At 67.3% G+C, this 13,975-nt stretch carries 13 protein-coding genes; 6 read left to right on the top strand and 7 right to left on the bottom strand.

The genetic code is table 11. From position 1 onward, the window contains the following. The first annotated feature begins 7 nt into the window (after positions 1-7). Positions 8-649 carry a MarC family protein gene (locus tag MSPGM_RS24770; protein ID WP_003603802.1) on the top strand — a complete coding sequence of 214 codons (642 nt, stop codon included), beginning with the start codon at positions 8-10 and terminating at the stop codon, positions 647-649. A 43-nt stretch (positions 650-692) separates the two neighbouring features. On the opposite strand, the gene MSPGM_RS24765 is transcribed toward MSPGM_RS24770, so the two are convergent. Then, on the bottom strand, positions 693-1,697 hold the full coding sequence (locus MSPGM_RS24765; protein ID WP_003603801.1) for a magnesium transporter CorA family protein: 1,005 nt from the start codon (positions 1,695-1,697) through the stop codon (positions 693-695). A gap of 214 nt (positions 1,698-1,911) precedes the next feature. Here MSPGM_RS24765 and groES point away from each other — a divergent pair, with 214 nt between their 5' ends. The 3 genes from groES (at position 1,912) to MSPGM_RS24750 (ending at position 4,416) form a co-directional block, all read left to right on the top strand. Beyond that, positions 1,912-2,202, top strand: coding sequence for a co-chaperone GroES (gene groES / locus MSPGM_RS24760; RefSeq protein ID WP_003603800.1), 291 nt, complete (start codon positions 1,912-1,914; stop codon positions 2,200-2,202). 92 nt (positions 2,203-2,294) lie between these two features. Beyond that, on the top strand, positions 2,295-3,935 hold the full coding sequence (gene groL / locus MSPGM_RS24755) for a chaperonin GroEL (protein WP_003603799.1): 1,641 nt from the start codon (positions 2,295-2,297) through the stop codon (positions 3,933-3,935). Between the two features lie 271 nt (positions 3,936-4,206). Continuing rightward, a complete protein-coding gene (locus tag MSPGM_RS24750) occupies positions 4,207-4,416 on the top strand; it encodes a hypothetical protein (protein WP_244426823.1) in 210 nt (69 codons plus the stop codon). A gap of 24 nt (positions 4,417-4,440) precedes the next feature. On the opposite strand, the gene MSPGM_RS24745 is transcribed toward MSPGM_RS24750, so the two are convergent. Continuing rightward, on the bottom strand, positions 4,441-4,965 hold the full coding sequence (locus tag MSPGM_RS24745) for a hypothetical protein (protein ID WP_003603797.1): 525 nt from the start codon (positions 4,963-4,965) through the stop codon (positions 4,441-4,443). Then, positions 4,955-5,860, bottom strand: coding sequence for a ParA family protein (locus MSPGM_RS24740; protein WP_015824790.1), 906 nt, complete (start codon positions 5,858-5,860; stop codon positions 4,955-4,957). The genes MSPGM_RS24745 and MSPGM_RS24740 overlap by 11 nt, the downstream gene beginning before the upstream one ends. 296 nt (positions 5,861-6,156) lie before the next feature. On the opposite strand from MSPGM_RS24740, the gene MSPGM_RS24735 reads away from it, so the two are divergent. Next, positions 6,157-6,555, top strand: a complete 399-nt coding sequence (locus tag MSPGM_RS24735) for an MAPEG family protein (RefSeq protein ID WP_003603794.1) — start codon at positions 6,157-6,159, stop codon at positions 6,553-6,555. Between the two features lie 18 nt (positions 6,556-6,573). Here MSPGM_RS24735 and MSPGM_RS24730 read toward each other — a convergent pair whose 3' ends face one another. Then, on the bottom strand, positions 6,574-7,641 hold the full coding sequence (locus MSPGM_RS24730; RefSeq protein ID WP_043767055.1) for an adenylate/guanylate cyclase domain-containing protein: 1,068 nt from the start codon (positions 7,639-7,641) through the stop codon (positions 6,574-6,576). A gap of 294 nt (positions 7,642-7,935) precedes the next feature. After that, on the bottom strand, positions 7,936-10,119 hold the full coding sequence (locus tag MSPGM_RS24725; protein ID WP_209688150.1) for a transglycosylase domain-containing protein: 2,184 nt from the start codon (positions 10,117-10,119) through the stop codon (positions 7,936-7,938). Positions 10,120-10,597: 478 nt separating this feature from the next. Between MSPGM_RS24725 and MSPGM_RS24720 the strand changes: the two genes are divergently transcribed. Beyond that, positions 10,598-11,899 carry a PepSY-associated TM helix domain-containing protein gene (locus MSPGM_RS24720; protein WP_015857640.1) on the top strand — a complete coding sequence of 434 codons (1,302 nt, stop codon included), beginning with the start codon at positions 10,598-10,600 and terminating at the stop codon, positions 11,897-11,899. A gap of 2 nt (positions 11,900-11,901) precedes the next feature. Here the strand turns inward: MSPGM_RS24720 and MSPGM_RS24715 are convergent, their stop codons facing one another. Next, complete coding sequence (locus tag MSPGM_RS24715) at positions 11,902-12,684, bottom strand: restriction endonuclease (RefSeq protein ID WP_043767053.1); 783 nt, start codon at positions 12,682-12,684, stop codon at positions 11,902-11,904. Positions 12,685-12,903: 219 nt separating this feature from the next. Then, a complete protein-coding gene (locus tag MSPGM_RS24710; protein ID WP_003606370.1) occupies positions 12,904-13,431 on the bottom strand; it encodes a MucR family transcriptional regulator in 528 nt (175 codons plus the stop codon). Positions 13,432-13,975 lie beyond the last annotated feature (544 nt).

Here is a 13,975-nt window from a genome sequence, read left to right as displayed (position 1 = left end):
ATTCGCGATGTCTGTCGATCTGTCCTTCGTCACGAAGGTCTTCGCCGCTTTGTTCGCCATCATGAACCCGATCGCGAATGTGCCGGTGTTCCTTTCCCTCACCGATGGCGCGTCCGACGCCGTGCGGCGGCACGTTGCGGTCAAGGCCGCTGTCGGGACCACGATCGGCTGCCTCGTCTCGATCGTGGCCGGGCAGGCCATCCTGGATGCCTTCGGACTCAGCGTCGACGACTTCCGTCTGGCGGGCGGGCTCATCGTCCTGACGATCGCGCTCTCCATGCTTCAGGGCTCGTCGAGCCAGACGCATGGCCGTAGCCCCAAGGAGAAGGAAGACCAGATCGATGCGGACAGCGTCGCCATCTACCCACTGACCATCCCCCTGCTCGTCGGTCCGGGGACGATCGCGACGCTCATCGTGTTCGGCCAAACCGCCAAGGCGCAGGCCAAATGGCCGGAACTCGCGCTCGGTGTCGGCGCCTTTCTCACGCTTCTGACGGTCGCGCTGCTCTCCGCCCCCTGGCTCGGCCACCGTCTGTCCGCCACGGCCACTGCGATCACGCGCCGCCTGATGGGCATGATCCTGGCCGCGGTTGCGATGGAGATGATCGTGACGAGCCTGCGCAACCTGTTCCCCGGCCTCAGCCATTGAGCCGCAGAGAGCGCTCCAGACGGCGGCGCTTCTCGACGCCGCGTTACAGCCAGCCCTTCGCCTTGAAATAGAGCAGCGGCACGATCGCCGAGATCGCGATCAGGGCGAGGCCGTAGGGGTAGCCGTAGGCCCAGTCGAGTTCGGGCATGTGCTTGAAGTTCATGCCGTAGAGCGAGGCCACCAGGGTCGGCGGCACGCCGACCACGGATACGACGGTGAGAACCCGGAAGGCGTTGTTCTGCTCGATATTGATAAGCCCGAGCGTCGCGTCGAGCAGGAACTGGACGGTCTCGGACAGCCGCGTCTCGAACTCGTCCAGCGAGGCGATGTCCTGTGCCAGCGTGTCGAAGCGTGGCGCGTCGCCCTCCTTGAGGGTCTGGCCGCACTCGCTCTTGGCGAAGGCGATGATGCGCCCGAGCCCGAGCAGGCTGGCGCGGACCTTCGACAGCGACTTGCCGTGGCGCCCGACCGAACGGAGCAGGCGGCGCAGGGCAAGGTCGCGCCGCTTCGGCGCGGTCGTGTCACCCTTGCGGGCGCCGGGCCGGGCGCCGGAATCGAAATCGAAGATGCGGGTGGAGAGCGCGTCGAGATCACCCGACATCTCCTCCAGAAGGTCGGCGAGGTTGTCGACCAGTTCCTCGACCACGAGCAGGAACATGCCCGTGCTGGTGCTGCCGTCGCCGTCACGCTCGTCCACACGCTTCCGGACCGCCGCAATGGCGCGCATGTCGTGGAAGCGCACGGTGACGAGGTGGTCCGCGTTGAGCAGGAAGCCCAGCGGCTTCAGGCTGAAATCGGAGCGGTCGAAGGTCACCATCGGCGTCGAGAGGGAGAGGCCGTCGCGGTTGCGGCGCAGGCGGCTCGACGACTCGACCTCGCTCAGCGCCGCACGCGAAGGCACGCGGATGCCCGTCTTCCGTTCGACCTGCGCGGCCTCCTCGGCCGTCGGATCGTTCAGATCGATCCAGACCGCGTGATCGGGCAGGCTCGCGCCGCCTCCCGCGCCGCCGTGCTCGACCGCGCCGTTGGCCCCATGAAGGCTCATCATCGGGAGAATGTGTCCCCGTCCGTCCCAGGCGCGCGAGAAATTCGCGTGAAACCGCCGCAGCCGGGAAGAAGCTGCGCCTTGACTCAAAAACGCCACGCGCCTATCTCGCCAGCGTCGTTAGCACTCACTTGCTTGGAGTGCTAACAATCAGGTGGAGCGCGGTCGTCCCGGCCGCATGAAGACCAACCGCCATTCCGAAGCAAGAGGGCAGCTCATGAAGTTCCGTCCGCTGCACGACCGCGTCGTCGTCCGTCGCATCGAGAGCGAAGAGAAGACGAAAGGCGGCATCATCATCCCGGATACCGCCAAGGAGAAGCCGCAAGAGGGCGAGATCGTCGCCGTCGGCCCTGGCGCTCGCGACGAGCAGGGCCGCGTCAACGCCCTCGACGTGAAGGTCGGTGACCGCGTGCTGTTCGGCAAGTGGTCCGGCACCGAGGTCAAGATCGACGGCCAGGATCTCCTCATCATGAAGGAATCCGACATCATGGGCGTCGTCGCCCTCTAAGGCGCGCAACCCCTCCACCGCCCTTCGAGGCCGCCAGGGCTTTTGCCCTCGGCCGGCTTCAGGGCCCCTTCCATCATTCGAGGTAAACTCACATGGCAGCGAAAGACGTACGTTTCTCCGCCGATGCTCGCGACAAGATGCTGCGCGGCGTCGACATCCTCGCGGATGCCGTCAAGGTGACGCTGGGCCCCAAGGGCCGCAACGTCGTGATCGAGAAGAGCTTCGGCGCCCCGCGCATCACCAAGGACGGCGTCACCGTCGCCAAGGAGATCGAGCTCGCCGACCGCTTCGAGAACATGGGCGCACAGATGGTGCGCGAAGTGGCCTCGAAGACCAACGATATCGCCGGTGACGGCACGACCACCGCGACCGTGCTGGCCCAGGCGATCGTCCGCGAAGGCGCCAAGTACGTCGCCGCCGGCATCAACCCGATGGACCTGAAACGCGGCATCGACCTCGCCACGGCCGCCGCGGTGAAGGACATCACCGCCCGCGCCAAGAAGGTCGCCTCCTCCGAAGAGGTCGCCCAGGTCGGCACGATCTCCGCCAATGGCGACAAGGAGATCGGCGAGATGATCGCCCACGCCATGCAGAAGGTGGGCAACGAGGGCGTCATCACCGTCGAGGAGGCCAAGACCGCCGAGACCGAACTCGACGTCGTCGAGGGCATGCAGTTCGACCGCGGCTACCTCTCGCCGTACTTCGTGACCAACGCCGAGAAGATGGTCGCCGAGCTCGAGGATCCCTACATCCTCATCCACGAGAAGAAGCTCTCCTCGCTGCAGCCGATGCTGCCGGTGCTCGAGGCCGTGGTGCAGACCGGCAAGCCGCTCGTCATCATCGCCGAGGACATCGAGGGTGAGGCGCTCGCCACGCTCGTCGTGAACAAGCTGCGCGGCGGCCTCAAGGTCGCGGCCGTGAAGGCTCCGGGCTTCGGTGATCGCCGCAAGGCGATGCTCGAGGACATCGCGATCCTCACCAAGGGCCAGACCATCTCCGAGGATCTCGGCATCAAGCTCGAGAACGTCGCCCTGCCGATGCTCGGCCGCGCCAAGCGCGTCCGCATCGAGAAGGAGACCACCACGATCATCGACGGTCTCGGCGAGAAGGCCGACATCGAGGCCCGCGTCGGCCAGATCAAGGCGCAGATCGAGGAGACCACCTCGGACTACGACCGTGAGAAGCTCCAGGAGCGTCTGGCCAAGCTCGCGGGCGGCGTCGCGGTGATCCGCGTCGGCGGCGCGACCGAGGTCGAGGTCAAGGAGAAGAAGGATCGCGTGGACGACGCGCTCAACGCCACCCGCGCTGCGGTGGAAGAGGGCATCGTCCCCGGCGGCGGCGTCGCGCTGCTCCTGGCCAAGAAGGCGGTCGCCGAGCTGAAGTCCGACATCCCGGACGTCCAGGCCGGCATCAAGATCGTCCTCAAGGCGCTCGAAGCTCCGATCCGTCAGATCGCCAGCAACGCGGGTGTCGAGGGCTCCATCGTTGTCGGCAAGATCACCGACAACGGCGGCGAGACCTTCGGCTTCAACGCCCAGACCGAAGAGTATGTCGACATGATCCAGGCCGGCATCGTCGACCCGGCCAAGGTCGTGCGCACCGCCCTTCAGGACGCGGCCTCGGTCGCCGGCCTGCTGGTGACCACGGAAGCCATGGTCGCCGACGCGCCGAAGAAGGACAGCGGCGCCCCGGCGATGCCGGGCGGCGGCGGCATGGGCGGCATGGACTTCTAAGTCCACGCACCCGGTCGAAGAACGGAAGAGGGGTCGCCGAAAGGCGGCCCCTTTTTCGTCGCTGGCACCGCGGTTCCCCGGCGATGAGCGGACGTGCGCGGATGCTTCCCCGTGAAAAGCGCCCAGGGTTTATCCTATGCAGTGGCCGGAGGCGCCGAGCCTCGGGCAGCGTCGGAGCGTTGTCGACCTGACGTTTGCGAGTACCGTGACGGACCGTATACCCGCCCCATCGCCCCCTGATGTCCATGCCCGCGAGACGATGCTGAGTCTGATGCAGGCGCTGGTCGAGGGAATACGGATCGATAGCCTGATGGCCGATCAGCTTTCTCAGATCTCCGAGCGCGCCCGGCTCTGCGGTGAGGCCGAGATGGCCGACGGGCTGCTCGACGTCACGCGGCAGCACCGGGTCGCGGTCCTGGAAGGGCAGGGCCGGCTCGCCGCCGTCGAAGCGCGGTACGCGGTGCTGTTTCCGGATATATAGGCAGCCGTTTTGAGCGGAAGGGCTTCAGCCCTTCTTCTTCTTGCCCTTCCGATCCTTCTCCTTGTCTTTCTTCTCCCGGCCTTCCTTCGCGGGCGGCGCGTCGTGGTCCTTGCCGTCCCACACCGCGGAGAAGGGACGACTGGCAAGGGCGCGCTCCGGGGGCGTCTCACCTGAACGCAGCTTCGCCGGACTGTCTTCGGCGCGGGTCTCGCCCTTGCGGAACGGCGCGTCGCCGGCCGCCAGAGCGCTGAAGCGGTGGCGGTGCCAGCCCGGCGTTGCGGTCTTCAGCGAGGGGTGGTGCGGGTCGAGGCGGGTCACCACCCCCTTCACCTCGGCCTCGGACATCCCGTCGGCGATCAGGGCGAAGCTCTCGCTGCCCAGCACCTCGCGAATCAGGCGCAGCGACGCCACGCGCAAGGCCCGGGCCTTGAGCTGCTTCACGACGAGGGCACGGGCGGCTTTGGGAATCTCGGTGCGGATGTCGGGAAACGCTTCCGGCGCGGAGGCCATCGCCTGCAACACGGCATAGCCATCGACATCAAGGGCCATGGAGGATTTCCTTCACTTCCGCGACCAGCGGGATCAGCACGTTGGGGACATGGGCGCCGTACTTGGCGGAGAAGGTCGGCGGAGCCCCGTCGGCCGGGACCAGCGCGTCGGCGAGCGCCGCCGCCTGAGGAATGCGGGTTTCGAGCAAATGGAAGCCGGCATCCTCGGCCCGTGCCTCCGCCTGGAGTCGGGCCAGGGTTCGCTGATGCTGGCGCACCTGGGCCTGGAAGCGGGTGACGAGGACGTAGGGTGCGCTCTTCGGGGCGATATGGCTCGCCTGCCGGCTGGAGCGCCGCCAGATCGTCTCGACGAAGGCGTTGAGCCCGTAGGTCGAGAGAAAGTCCGGGATCGAGGTGACGAGCACGAGATCGGCCGCGCGCACCGCCACCTCTGTGATCGGCGAGATACCCGGCGCGCAATCGAAGAAGACGTAGTCGTAATGCCGCGCCAGCGGCACGAAGTCGTCGTGAAAGACCTTCCACAGCTTCTCGTCGATGGCGTGCATCGAGAATTTCCGCTCGGTCAGCTCGTAGAGGATCTCACGCTCCACGAGCCGCAGATGCGGGCCGGACGGCAGCAGCGAGAGCGCGAGCGGCGCATTCTTGTGGGTGGTCAGGCTCACGCCGGGCTGGATGCGGGCGGAGAGGTCGGGCTTGTGGCGGGTGATGAGCTTGAGGGCGAGATAGGCCTCCAGCGTGCGCCCGCGGACGATCATCTCGCCGAGCAACGTATCGCCCGCGAGGCAGACTGACACGCTCGCCTGCGGGTCGAGATCGACCACGAGCACCCGCGCCCCGTCGGCGGCCAGCGCCTCGGCGAGCATGACCACGGTGGTGGTCTTGCCGACCCCGCCCTTCATGTTCGCCACCGCGATCAGCTTGCCGCCCACCGACATCCTCCTGAACGGCCCTCTCGCCCGGCACTGCTCCGCGGACCGGCCGAGTCGCCTGGCGCTACCCTAGTGCATCACCTCTCGCAGAAGGCCGACGACACCTTTCGGTAGAATGCTTAATGTCATCCCATCGCCCGCAGCGCCGAGTAGCGTGCAGAGCCCGTCGGCGAGTGCCGCGCCGGGCATACGCCTTCGTGATCGCCCGTATGGGCGGAACACGGCGCTGATAATCCTATCTTGCGAAGCGCCAACGACATCCGCCCCATGGCGGGTCGCCCTCCGATCCGAGGTTTTTCCCTGTGATTTTTCCGACCACCACGGCCTTCTACGCCGCGATTCTGGGCCTGATCTATGCCGGACTGACCGGATGGGTGATCGGCGGCCGGGTCACCGGCAACGTCCTGTTCGGCGATGGCGGGCAGGACGCGCTCCAGCGGCGCATCCGCTCGCACGGCAACTTCCAGGAATACGTGCCGCTGACCCTGCTGCTGATCGCGCTCTACGAGGCGGGCGGCGGCTCCCATGGCTGGGTTCAGGGCCTGCTGATCGTGCTGGTGATCGCGCGCATCCTGCATCCGATCGGGATGTTCGCCCCTACGAACTCGCCGCGCCAGTTCGCCTGCCGGGGCGGCGGCATTCTCGCGACGTTCGCGGTCATGACGATCGCGTCGATCCTGCTGCTGCTGCAGGTCGGCTGACCGGCGGGTTCGCCCGTCCTACGGCGCAGCGGCGATCCGCGGCGCCGTCTCCTCGGCCAATGCGGCGGTTCCGTTGCGTTCGAGGGTCGCGACGGCGAGGGGCTGCCCGCGCCCGCGCAGGGCGTGGGTGCCGAGCGGTCTCACCACGACACCCTCGGGCAGCCGCGGCAGCCGCTTCAGCAGATCCTCGGAGATCAAGGTATCGACGCCGAGCGGGCGGCACAAAGCCTCGACGCGGGCGACGACATTCACGGCGTCGCCGAAATAGGCGATCTTGTGCCGGTCGACGCCGACTTCGGCCGTCACCACCGGGCCGCCATGCAGGCCCGCCCGCAGGCGCGGCACGGTGCCGAAGCGCGCTTCCCAGCCCTCCGCCTCCGCCTCGATGCGCTCGCGCACCGCGAACAGGCACTCGACGCAGCGCGCATCCTTCAGGCCGCGCTCCATCGGCCAAGTGATCATGGCCAGATCGCCGATATAATCGTCGGTCGAGCCGTAGAACCGGCGCACCGGCTCGGCGAGGGTCGCGAAGACGGCGCTGAGATATTCCTGCGCCCGCAGGTCGCCGTGGGTCTCGGCGAAGGCGGTCGATCCGACCACGTCGAGGAACAGGAAGATGCGCTCCTCCTCCACCGGGCGATGGTAGCGCCCGACGAGGAAGTTGATGAAGACCTCGCCGCCGATCAGGTCGCGCATGCGGATCACGAAGACGAGCAGGGCCGAGACGGCCAGCGCGTAGGCGAGCACCCGCGGCGTGGTGCGCACCGCCTCCTCCAGGCTGTCGCCGGTCAGGCCGAGCAGCCAGACGACGAAGCCGCCGAGCGCGTTGCCGACGACGATCATCGCCACGTAGGAGAGTTCCGCAGCGACGACGTAGAGCCCGGCGGGCAGGCGCCGGATGCGCGATTGAACGCCCGCCAGCAGCACGCCCCGGTCGAAGGCCAGCGCCGAGACACCGACACACAGGCCGTAGGTGAAGCCGGCCGCCGGGCTCGCACCACCGGCGAAAATGACGTTGTAGAGCAGCCCGGCGCCGCCCGCGGCGAGCAGGATGAGAAGCCAGAACCAGCGATGGTGCGGCAGCATCAGATCGGGCTCCGGCGGCCGGCGGAGAATGATGCGCCCGGCCCGTTCGCGGAGGCCATAGGGCCATGCGGGCAACGGTCGGGCAGGCGGGTCGACACGGAGGCTCCTTCCGTCGGCAATCAGGAGGTGCGGGCGAAGGCCGCGGTCCTCTCCCGACTGTCGGAGGGTCATGCCTGCAACGTGGCGCGAATGTGGCGCACGGCCGCATGCTCGGGTCAGGCCGCACCCGATTTTTCGTCAGCCGCCGCCCGACGGGAGGGATTACCCGCTCCCATCGGGTGAATCAGGCAGCGGCTACTCGCCGACCCCGAACAGCTTCTCGAGGAAGTTGCGATCGTCCCGACTCGGACCGCGCCCCCGCGGAACCGAGCGTGGGGGCAGGGCGGAGGCCGTCTGCTCAGGCTCGCCGAGCAGCGCGCCGATCAGGCCGCCGGGGCCGGAATCCCGCTCAGGCTGCGCCTCGGGCCGCGGCGCCCGCCAGCGGTTCATGCCCGGCAGGCCCACCGGCTTCTCGCCCTTGAGCGCCGTGGTCATGTAGGCCTTCCAGATCTCCACCGGCAGGCTGCCGCCCGAGGCGCGCTTGGTCGGCTCGCCGTCGTCGTTGCCGAGCCAGACCCCGGTCACCAGCGTGGCGGAGTAGCCGACGAACCATGCGTCGCGGAACTCCTGGCTGGTGCCGGTCTTGCCGGCCAGCTCCCAGCCGGGGATCTCGGCCTTCTTCGCCGTGCCCATGGTGAAGACGTCGTGCATCATGGCGTTCATCATGCCGACGGCGTTGGGGTCGATGACGCGGCCGAGCCCGCCCTCGCCGCGCTTGTAAAGCACCTTGCCGGTGGCGCTCTTGATGGAGGCGATGACGTAGGGAATCACGCCGGTGCCGCCATTGGCGAAGGCGCAATAGGCGCCCACCAGTTCGAGCGGCGTCACCTCCGAGGTGCCGAGCGCGATCGAACCGTTGGCCTGGAGCGAGGACGAGATGCCGAGCCGCTGGGCGGTCTGCACCACCGCCTTCGGGCCGACCTCCTGGCCGAGCTTCACCGCCACGGTGTTGAGCGAGAGCGCCAGAGCCTCGCGTAAGGAAACCGCGCCGCGATAATTGTGCGAGTAGTTCTCCGGCGCCCAGTTGCCGATCCGCACGGGCGCGTCCTCGCGCATCGTGTCGGGGGTCAGGCCGCGCTCGACCGCCGCGAGGTAGACGAAGGGCTTGAAGGCCGAGCCCGGCTGGCGCTTGGCGGTGGTGGCGCGGTTGAACTGGCTCTGCGCGTAGTCGCGCCCGCCGACGAGGGCGCGGATCGCCCCGTCCGGCCGCATCGAGACGAGAGCGCCCTGGGCGACGTTGTAGCGGCCACCCTTGGCGTTGAGTTCGTCGGTGAGCGCCTTCTCGCCGGCCGTCTGCATGCTCGCATCGACGGTGGTGGCGACGACGATGTCTTCGTCGAACTTCGGCAGGAAGTCGTCGAGCACGTCCATCACGAGGTCGGCGACGTAGTTCGGCGAGCCGCCGCCGCGGGTCGAGGCGGGCCGGGCCGGCTGGGCCAGCGCGACCTTCGCGTCGGCGCTCTTGGCAAAGCCCAGCTCATCCATCGCCGCGAGCACCTGAGCCGCGCGAGCCTGCGCCGCCTTCAGGTTGCGGTTGGGGGCAAGCCGCGAGGGCGCCTGCACGAGGCCGCCGAGCATGGCGGCTTCCGCCAGGGTCACGTTCTTGGCGGGCTTTCCGAAATAGCGCTGCGCCGCCGCCTCGACGCCGTAGGCGCCGGCACCGAAATAGACCCGGTTGAGGTAGAGTTCGAGGATCTCGTCCTTCGAGTATTTGTGCTCGAGCCACAGCGCCAGGATCGCCTCCTGGATTTTTCGCGAAGCCGACCGCTCCGGGGTGAGGAACAGGTTCTTGGCAAGCTGCTGGGTCAGCGTCGAGCCGCCCTGCGCCACCCCGCGCCGGGTCAGGTTCTGCGTGATCGCGCGGGCGATGCCCACGGGATCGATGCCGAAATGGTCGTAGAACCGCCGGTCCTCGATCGCGACGAAGGCGCGCGGCAGGTAGGGCGGCAATTCCTTGATCGAGACGACGCGGCCGCCGGTCTCGCCGCGGTTGGCGAGCAGGCTGCCGTCGCTGGCGAGAATCGCGATGTTGGGCGGGCGCTTCGGAACCGCGAGCTGGTCGATCGGCGGCAATTGCGAGGCGTGATAGGCGATGAGGCCGGCCAGCCCGATCGCTACCCAGATGCCCAGGACGACACCGGCATAGACGAGACGGCCGAGCCAGGAGCGCCGCCGCGGCGGGCGCCGGCCGCTGCCGCCGCCGGAGGCCTTGCGCGCACGCGCTTTCGGCGCCGAGGCGGGGCGGCCGGCCGAAGCCCGCTGCCCACCCGCCGACCGGTCGTTGCGCGACAGGCGCACGTCGAGGCGGCCCGGCTCGCTCCCTTCCGGGATATCGAAGGTGGGTTCGCTGCGTGGTTTGCGTCCGCGAGACTGCGCCATGCGTTCCATGCGTCCGGGGCTGCCGATCCTCGAAGGAGTCTTGTCCTCGAAGGATCTTGCCTCCCGCGACCGTGCTCCCCTGCTCGGGATCCGCGCGTCGGTATTCCGCCGAATCGATCCCCTCGGACGCGCCGGCTGGCCCTGCGGCACGGCGGGTCGCCCCCTTGCGTCAGAGACAGTAAATGCGGCGGGTTTAAGGGTTGTTAAACCAGCCGAAGCACGCCCGGCTGGCCTTTACCGGATCTTTACGCGTGATCGTGTCACGCACGATTCAAGGGGCGGCCAAAGGGTTGGCCAAGGGGCGCCCAAGGGGTGGCGCATCGAGGTGGCAACCGTTATCGACGGGTTCGCCCTCACCGCGCAGGCATGAGGGCCCGCACAAGGCACTGACCGGACCGGGGCTCGTTCGTCCGAGGGCCGGATCGCCTTTCCTTCTCCGACGACGGTCGCTCCGTCGCGGAAAGAGGCTCGAGGGTTGATGGCGCGCTCCGTTTTCGTCCTTCTTCACCGCTGGGCCGGTCTGACGATCGCGGCCTTCCTGCTCGTGGCGGGGCTCACCGGCGCGGTGATCTCCTGGGACCACGAACTCGACGATTGGCTGAACCCGCATCTGCACACGGTCGAGAGCCGCGGTGCGGCGATCCCCACCCTCGACCTCGCGCGGCAATTCGAGGCCCGGGATCCACGCGCCCGCGTCGCCTATCTCCCGCTCGCAGCTGAGGCCGGCGAGTCGCTGTCCCTGTTCGTGATGCCGCGGGTCGATGCGGCGACCGGCGGCCTGCACAAGCTCGGCTACAATCAGGTCTTCCTCGATCCCGTCACCGGGGCCGAACTCGGCCGGCGGGAATGGGGTCAGGTCTGGCCGATCACCCGCGAGACGCTGATCTCGTTCTTGTACAAGCTGCACTACTCCCTGCATCTGCCGGAGATGTGGGGCGAGGAGCGCTGGGGCATCTGGCTGCTCGGGATCGTCGCCGTCGTCTGGATGCTCGATTCCTTCGTCGGCTTCTACCTGACGCTGCCGGTGCGCAAACCCGCCAACCCGGAGCGCCCGGCGGCGGTCGAGCGGCAGCTCGGCCGAGGATGGTGGTCGCGCTGGAAGCCGGCCTGGAAGGTGAAGACCGCCGGCAGCCCCTACCGCGTGACCTTCGATCTGCACCGTGCCTTCAGCCTCTGGACCTTCGCGCTGCTGTTCGTGCTCGCCTTTACTGCGTTCTCGCTCAACCTCTACCGCGAGGTGTTCCTGCCGCTGATGTCGAGCGTCTCGCAGGTGACGCCGGACCCGTCGAACACCCGCCCCTTCGTCTCGCCGCTCAAGCCGATCGAGCCGGGGGTGGATTATGCCCGCATCCTGGAAGCGGCACAGGCGGAGGGGCAGCGCCGGGGCTGGAAGGAACCGGTCGGCGCGCTCGCCTACGCGCCGATGCAGGGCTTCTACACCGCCCGCTTCTTCGAGCCCGGCGACGATCACGGCGCCGCGGGCGTCGGCCCGGCGGCGATTTATTTCGATGGCGGGGACGGCCGGGTGATCGGCGACCGCCAACCCTGGGTCGGCACCGCCGCCGACATCTTCGTGCAGGCGCAGTTCCCGGTGCATTCGGGCCGCATCCTCGGCCTGCCCGGCCGCATCCTGATCTCGTTCATGGGGCTCGTCGTCGCGATGCTGTCGGTTACCGGCGTGGTGATCTGGTGGCGCAAGCGCGCGGCGCGTCTGTCGGTTCGGCGCAAGGCCGTCGCGCTGCCCGACCGGCCCGTCAGCCGGCCTGTGCCGGCGGAGTAAGCTCAGCGCCCGGCCGCCAGCACACGGCGGCCGGCCCGGCGGGCCGGCGCCAGTGTCGAGAGATCGTCGTGGTGGAGCAGCAGGACGCCGGTGGTGCCGGCGAGCTTGCGGGCGGCGGGCGTGAAGCCGGCATTCGAGACCACGGCCGCCATGTCGCCCGACCAGTGCAGGGTCGCGGCCGCAACCTCCTGCACCGCTGCATTGCCGACCGGGCGGCCGTAGCGCTTGCACTGTACGATCAGGCGCAGGCCCGCCTTCTCGGCGATCACGTCGCAACCCTGGTCGCCGCTCGCCCCCGTGGGCCGGGCATCCCAGCCCGCCTCGCCCAGAAGCTCGGCGCAGTATCGCTCGTAGGCGATCCCGTCTTCCGGCGTCTCCATTTCGTCAGGCAGTTCGTGCGCACAGGCCACCCGCTCGACGATCTCCACCATCTCTTCGAAGCGCGGCTCGGCGTAATCGGAAAAGCCGCGCTCTTCGACGAGCGGCAGGACGGTGCGCTCGACGAAATACTCGCGCTCGCGCAGCCACCCGTCCTCGATCGTATTGCCGTAGGCGTCGAGGAAACGCTCCTGCCGCCGTCGCAGGGCTAGTGTCGCGGCGTGGCGCCGGGAGATGCGACGCACGAGCGCGCGGAAGCGGCGCGGCCGATCGAGGCGATGGAGGAGGATCGCGAGGCAGGCCGCTCCCGTGGCGGCGAGAGCCGGTGCTCCATAACGGATGGCAGCGCCACCCCCGAGGACGACGGTCCAGAACAGGCGCGTGGCGATGGTCGACCGGCCGGACATCATGTCTCCCGCGAGAGACCGGGACGATGCCCGGACTACACAGGAACTGTTCCTGCCGAGCGGTTGCCCGACTTCTAACGCCGAGGCCTGATCCTGGCCTCGCTGGCGGAGTGTAGCCGCATCGCGTGTGGATAAGCGGCTCCGGCGCAAACCCACGGCTCGGAGGCCGGGCGATCGCTGGCGGCCCGGCTTTCGACAAGGTCGATCGGCGCGATGCGCTCAGACCGCGTCCGCGGAGCGGGCCCGGCCACGGCGACGCGGCGCCGAGGCGCTGGTCTCATTAGCGGGTTCGGCGGCCAGTTCGGCGACTGTCTCCGGTGCCGCCTTGGAGGGCCATTTGCGGCGCTGCTGGCCGAGGCCCATGGTCCGGGCCAGTTCCGACCGGGTCGCGGCGTAGCTCGGTGCGACCATGGGATAGTCGTCCGGCAGGTTCCAGCGCGCGCGGTACTCGTCGGGCGAGAGATTGTAGCGCGTCCGCAGATGCCGCTTGAGCGATTTGAACTTTTTGCCGTCTTCGAGGCAAATGAGGAAATCCTGCTGGATCGAACGCCGGATCGAGACAGCCGGCGTCGGGGCCGGTTCTTCAGGCTCACTCGGCTTATTCGATAAGTGTGCCAGCGCACCATGAACCGACGTGATCAGCCCGGGCAGTTCCCCGACCGCCAGGGAGTTATTCCCGACATAGGCCGACACGATATCGACAACCAAGGCCACGTGATCGCCAGCGGAGCCATCCTCAAGCGACATCCTCAATATCCCTTCCGATATCTGCAAACGACGAACTGCAACGAGCGCCATAACGAAGACGCCATCATTGCCGAGCACGGTGCGACTGCGCTGAATGATCCAGGACTTAACCTTTGATGGGTCCGGCTGCAAGATGGAATTTGAGCGTCTTCCAAAAATCAATTGATCTTTCGCCCGTTTGACACGGCTATTGCGATAAAAGTCGTATTACGAACTCCATGAAAACCCCGACATACGGTATAATTCCGAAATGCAAGACGGGATCATTACGCAGACCGGTGGGAGAGTACCGTTCGGGAGCGTCGCGCCAGATTCGGCGGCGATTGCAAAAAGCCAAGCTCAAAAACGCTCAAACCACCGACATTTGAAATATATATCTGACAACATGAAGGAAAACACGAGTTTGAAAATCCAAAAAATACTCTATTTCCGCGCTTCTCGGTAGAAATTTCAGTTATTATATCTCAGATTGAAATTTACTATGTATTACCGAAGGCTATTTTGATACCATCATTATAATCAAACCTCATTTCATCAAACAAAA

Source organism: Methylorubrum sp. GM97 (assembly GCF_024347855.1).
Taxonomy (GTDB): Bacteria; Pseudomonadota; Alphaproteobacteria; order Rhizobiales; family Beijerinckiaceae; genus Methylobacterium; species Methylobacterium extorquens.
The sequence above is the reverse complement of the archived record's forward strand: the minus strand, read 5'-3'. Positions and strand labels throughout refer to the sequence as shown.